The following is a 5303-nucleotide window of genomic DNA, read 5'->3' as shown; positions in this document are numbered from 1 at the left end:
GCGGCGCAGCCCAGCGCGACCGCCGACGCTTGGCGCGACACGGCGCATCACAAGAGCGGTATGGTGCGCGTCGCGCCGAGCGTGCGGCTGAACTATCTCGACTTCGGCGGGGCGGGGCCGACGATTCTCTTTCTCGCCGGGCTGGGCAACACGGCCCATTCCTTCGACGACTTCGCACCGCTCCTCACCGACAGGTTCCACGTCGTCGCGCTCACACGCCGCGGCTTCGGCGAATCGGACCATCCGGATTCCGGCTACGATACGCGCCGTCTCGTCGCCGACATTCGCGCCGCGATCGCCGAGCTTCACCTCGGCCGCGTGACGGTCGTTGGCCATTCGATCGCCGGCGAAGAGATGACGCGGCTCGCCGCGCAGTATCCGTCGCTCGTCGACAAACTCGTGTATCTCGATGGCGCGTACGACCGCGTGTCGGCTGACGCTCAGATCCAGGAGATCTTTCCGGTTCCGCCGAATGTGCCCGGCCGTCCCGAGCCCACCACCGCCGACACCGCGACGCCGGCCGCGTATGTCGCGTTCGTTCACCGCGTGCGCGGAGTCAACATTCCCGAGGCCGACATCCGCACTCGCTACAAGTACGACGGCTGGCAGGAGGAGATCACCAACGCATACCAGTCGATTCAGCCGGAACACCCCAACTACAAAGCAGTCAAAGCGCCGGCTCTGGCGATCTACGCCGTCACGGATTCGGTCTCACAGCTCGAGCCCTGGCAACGCGCCGACCGCGAACACGCTGCGGCGTGGCTCGATGTAGTTCGCGGGCTCGAGCACGTCGACCGGAGTTCGCGCGAGCAGTTTCGGCGTGAAGTCGAGCATGGAACGGTGCTCGAGATTCGGGGGGCGCATCATTGGATATTCGTCAGCAATCGAGAGCAGGTGCTGACGGCGATACGGCGCTTTCTGGGCGTGCAGTAGGGGATTGGTAGCGGCCCGGGGATGCGAGACCAGCATCGAGCGCTAAGCATCGAGGACGCGACTCTCACCGCCTCGCATCGCGATGCTGACCCCTCGATGCTGGTCTCGCCACTAAACGGCGATACGCGAGCGCGCGGTCTGTGCGACACGCGGGCGCACGAGCTTCTCGGCTGTGAGCGTCTCGGAGACGCGCGCGACTTTGGTGGCGGTGAGTCCGAGCTCTTTCGCCTTCGCGAAGATCGCCGTATCGGCGATGCCGTTGGGTCCTTTCGGGTGCACGACCCAGATCGCGCCGTTCTCGGCGATCGCGGCATTCGCGCGAGCGATGCGCGTCATGTCGGCGGGGCGGCTCACGTCGACGAACACGACGTCGCGATTCTTGGCGGCGTTCGCGCGCGAGACGTTTGACGTTCGCTCGTCGAGTTGCGCGCGCAGCGCGTCGTCGTGCGTTCCGATGAGGAGGACGGCCGCCTCCGGCTTCACGTCGAGTTTGTCGATCAGTCGCTTGGGTGGTTCGGCGAGTTTTTTCTCCCAGCGCGTCGCGGCAGGCTCGTCGAGTGTGAGCGTGATCGTCACGTCCGGGACGACGACGGTTACGGTTCCAGCCCGCCTCGTCACTCGTTGAATGTCGGCGCGTTTGACCCGCACCCGCGCATCGCCCCGAACGACGAGCTCGTCGGTCTCGAGCAAAACGGTTCCGTCCGCTTCTCTTTGCGCGCCGCGCTCGACCACGCGCACCCGGCACTTCGCCTCGTAACCCACGAGCCCGCCTCCGTACTCAGCCTTTGGCAACTTAAGTCACGTATGAGCGCACGACGAGTCGGCCGAGTTAGACCATTCCTTGCGAGATGCGGAAGTGAAGACGCGCGGCGAACTAGCCGCGCGCCGGTGGGGTTAGCTCCGGGAGCGTACGCGTGAAATCGTGTCGGTTGGCGCTTGGGGGGGGGAAATGGATTCTTGCCGCGTGGCTCGCGGCAGGCGCCGCCGCGTGCACCAGTCCAACGACGCCCGCCGAGGCCGCAGGGAACGTGGCCGATTCGGCCCGCCGAGCAGGGAGGGATACGGCCGCGGCCGATCCGAACGTCGCCCCCACGCTGACGATGCGAAACGTGCAATTCAGGTTCACGAAGGACTTGGTCGTGGGCATCGAACGGATCCGCGCGCAGATGCGGCCGGTGCCGCCCGCACAGGTCGTGTCGTTCGACGATCCGTCCACCTTCGATCTCGACGTCGCCGGAGCCTCGGTGCGATTGACGGGACCCCAGGTGGAAGTCCTGATGAACAGCCGGATCTTCGCCTACCCGAACGCGAACATCCGCAACCTGCGTGTCGAGGAGCAAGGCCAGACCCTCGTCATTCACGGCACGCTGTCGAAGGGCGCGACGATTCCCTTCACGATGGTGGGTACACCGTCGATTCGCGAAGGACGTTGGCTCGCGATCGAAACGAAGGAAGTGAAAATCGGCGCGGTCGGCGTGACAGGGCTGTTGAACGCGCTGCACATCAGCCTGTCCGCCATGATCAACGTCCCGGCGAGCGGCAACGTGCGCGTGGACAAGAACACGATCCTGATCGACGTCTTTTCGAACCTGCCGCCGCCCCACCTGCACGGCACGATCGCGGCGCTCGACTGTTGCACCCGCGGTTTCGGCCTGGTGATCGGGTCCGCGAACGTGGTGAGCGACTCGGCGTTGCGAGCGCTCGTTCCGTCCGCGACGGCGTCGCCGAACTTTCTCGCCATTCGGCACGGGACGCTGAAATTCGGCAAACTCACGATGGTCGATTCGGATCTCGACCTGGTAGACGCCGACTCGCGCGACCCGTTCGACTTCTTCCTGCACGACTATCAGTGCCAGCTCGCCGCCGGCGAGGCGCACGCGACGCTGCAGTTCGGGTGGCGCGTCCGGATGCCTGACTTCGACAAGCTCACGTCGGAGCAGTGCCCCGCGGATCGCTGAACGGACAAATCGTCCGGTTCGGCTGTCCCCCTGTCGCGATCGCCAACCGGAATTCGTATTCTTCAGCGGTCCGACAATTCGGATCGTACTCAGTTGGTTCGGCCGCTCGACTGTCGCAACGTCCTGACACTGTCTGCATAGTTAGAGCTTGCTTCCCACCCACGCTCTGAACAGCCGACCCCTCCGCCGGATGGTCACGTGCGCCCCGCTTTGGCGCCGGACTGTCCTGGGCCTCGCGTTGGTCGGTATCGCCGCCGGATCAGCCAGCGGTCAGCGGGGCAAGAAAGACGCGCCGCAGCAAGAGTTTACGCGGCAGGGCCTCCTCATTCTGAACTTCGCCCCGCATACCGGCGCGGACATGAAGCTGGGGCGAAAGGCGGCCGACGCCGTCCGTTCGAGGGTCGGGCGCTTCGTCGACAAGAAGGAAGTCGACATCATCGACGCGGGCGACGTCGCGTACCGAATGGAGCGTGCCGGCTACAACCCTGATACGACCTTCGATTTGCCGGAAATCCGCGCGACGGGCAAATACTTCCGCGCCGACGAGTTCGTGACGGCTTCAGTCTCCAATGGGCCTGCTGGTCCTCGGCTCTCCGGGTCGCTCGTGCTGCTGCGCGACGAGAAGTTGCGCCAGCCGTTGCCGGACGCCGCGGCACCAAAGCTCGACTCGGCGGCGCTTTTGTTCGCAAGGTCGATCGCCGCGGCGCGGGTGCAGCTCGCGCCGGAGCGCCGCTGCGAAAACGCGCTTCGAGACGGCCACGGCCTGCGTGCGGTCGAAGCGGCGCGTGAAGGCGTGAAGGCGTATCCTCGCGGCGCGATCGTGCGCACGTGCCTCGTGTGGGCACTGCATCAGAACGGCGCGCCGTACGCCGAGGTCCTCGCCGAAGCCGACTCACTGCTCGCGATCGACTCGTTGAATCCGCATGGCCTCGAGGCGGCCGCGGTCGCACTCGACTCACTACGTCGCCGCGATGCGGCGGCGGGGTATTGGCTGCGTCTCGCGGCCACCGACACTGCCGACCTCGACCTGCAAGGTCGAATCGGTTACGCGCTGCTCGACGGCGGCAACGCGGCGCGCGCCGAGCCGTACCTCGTCGCGCTCAGCAACGCGCATCCCGAAGAAATCCGATTCGTGCTTCAGAAGTGGCGCGCGGCGTACGAGAACAAGCACTGGCCGCTGGCGATCGCCGCCGGCGAGCTGCTCCTCGAGCGTGACTCGATCAGCCGCCGCGACTCGCTCTTCTACTACCGGCTCGGTCTCGCGTATCACTCCGCGAACCGGCCGTACCAGGCGATCGAGATGCTCGCCCACGGCGTGCACGCGTTCCCCAAGGACGCGAAGATGTACTCGCTCTACACGCAGTACGTCAAAGCCGAAGCGGATACCGCGGTGCCGCGCGGACTGGCGCTCTTTCCGCAAAGCGTCGAGTTGTTGAACATCCACGCCACCGAGCTGCGCGCGAGAGGCAAAGTCTCCGAAGCGCTGGACGCCACGCGCCAGATTGTATCGCTCGATTCGGCGGCGAAGCACGGTCATGTCGTGATCGCTCAATTTCAGATCGAGCTCGGCCGCCCGGACAGCGCGCTCGCCGCGCTGCACACGGCCTTGGCCAGCGGCGACGATTCGACATACGTCGGGACGTACGCGCTGGCCAAGGGGAACGCGCTCTATCAGGCGGCGGCGAGCGGTACGCAATCCAATGCCGACCTTGCCGTCGCACTTCGCATGCTGGCGTTCGCCGATTCGGTGCAGTCCTCCGATCGATCGCGGTTCCTCACCGGCGTCGCGGCGCTGGCCGTTGCGCAAACCGCGCTGAAGGAATCGATGAAGCTCACCGACAAGGTCGAGAGCTGTAAACGAGTCCGCATGGCCGCCGACGTCATACCCGTCGCCCGGTCGGGCCTCCATGCGGGCGAAACGTCTTTCGCCGAAACGGCCAGGCAGTCGCTCGACATTCTCGACAATCAGCTCGACCCGTACGCGCAGCAGCAGCTCAAAGTGCTCTGCGTCGACTCCGACCGTCCGCCGTCACAGCGAAACTGAGCGACGCGCTGCCTACGGCGTGCGACGAAGCTGCACGATTACCGTCGTGGTGTCCGTCGGTGTGACGTTGATCGTCACACGCTCCGGCTCGTAGCCGGGCCGTTGCACGGGGATATTCGTTCGGCCTCGCCGAAGCCAGCCGAGGCTCGCCTCGCCGGCGAAGTTGGTAGTCGCCCTCACTTCGCCCGTCTCATCGTCGAGAAGTGACGCGCTGCGGATTGGACTTCCGTGCTCGTCGAGGACGCGCATGACGCGTGCGCGAAATGGCGGCACGACCATGTGGAGCGTCACGTGCGCGAGGAGCGAGTCGTGGTTCGCCTTGAACCGAGCCTCACCCGACGCATCGAGGCTGTCCAGCACGCCCTTGA

General features: G+C 65.7%; 5 protein-coding genes. 3 read left to right on the top strand and 2 right to left on the bottom strand.

Annotation, left to right across the window (positions count from 1 at the left end):
- Positions 1-933 (top strand): alpha/beta hydrolase (locus VGQ44_00730; protein HEV8445311.1); only part of this gene is annotated, 933 nt, incomplete at its 5' end.
- Between the two features lie 111 nt (positions 934-1044).
- Here the strand turns inward: VGQ44_00730 and VGQ44_00725 are convergent.
- Complete coding sequence (locus tag VGQ44_00725; protein HEV8445310.1) at positions 1045-1695, bottom strand: DUF3052 family protein; 651 nt, start codon at positions 1693-1695, stop codon at positions 1045-1047.
- Positions 1696-1847: 152 nt separating this feature from the next.
- Here VGQ44_00725 and VGQ44_00720 point away from each other — a divergent pair, with 152 nt between their 5' ends.
- Together VGQ44_00720 and VGQ44_00715 are read left to right on the top strand one after the other, a co-directional pair.
- Positions 1848-2891 (top strand): hypothetical protein, encoded by a 1044-nt coding sequence (locus tag VGQ44_00720; GenBank protein HEV8445309.1) that lies wholly within the window; start codon positions 1848-1850, stop codon positions 2889-2891.
- Between the two features lie 190 nt (positions 2892-3081).
- Positions 3082-4935, top strand: coding sequence for a hypothetical protein (locus VGQ44_00715; GenBank protein ID HEV8445308.1), 1854 nt, complete (start codon positions 3082-3084; stop codon positions 4933-4935).
- Between the two features lie 12 nt (positions 4936-4947).
- On the opposite strand, the gene VGQ44_00710 is transcribed toward VGQ44_00715, so the two are convergent.
- Positions 4948-5303 (bottom strand): carboxypeptidase-like regulatory domain-containing protein (locus VGQ44_00710; GenBank protein ID HEV8445307.1); only part of this gene is annotated, 356 nt, incomplete at its 5' end.

The organism is Gemmatimonadaceae bacterium, from assembly GCA_036003045.1.
In the GTDB taxonomy this organism is placed as follows: domain Bacteria; phylum Gemmatimonadota; class Gemmatimonadetes; order Gemmatimonadales; family Gemmatimonadaceae; genus JAQBQB01.
Note: the sequence above shows the minus strand (reverse complement) of the source record. Positions and strands in the feature narration are given on the sequence as shown.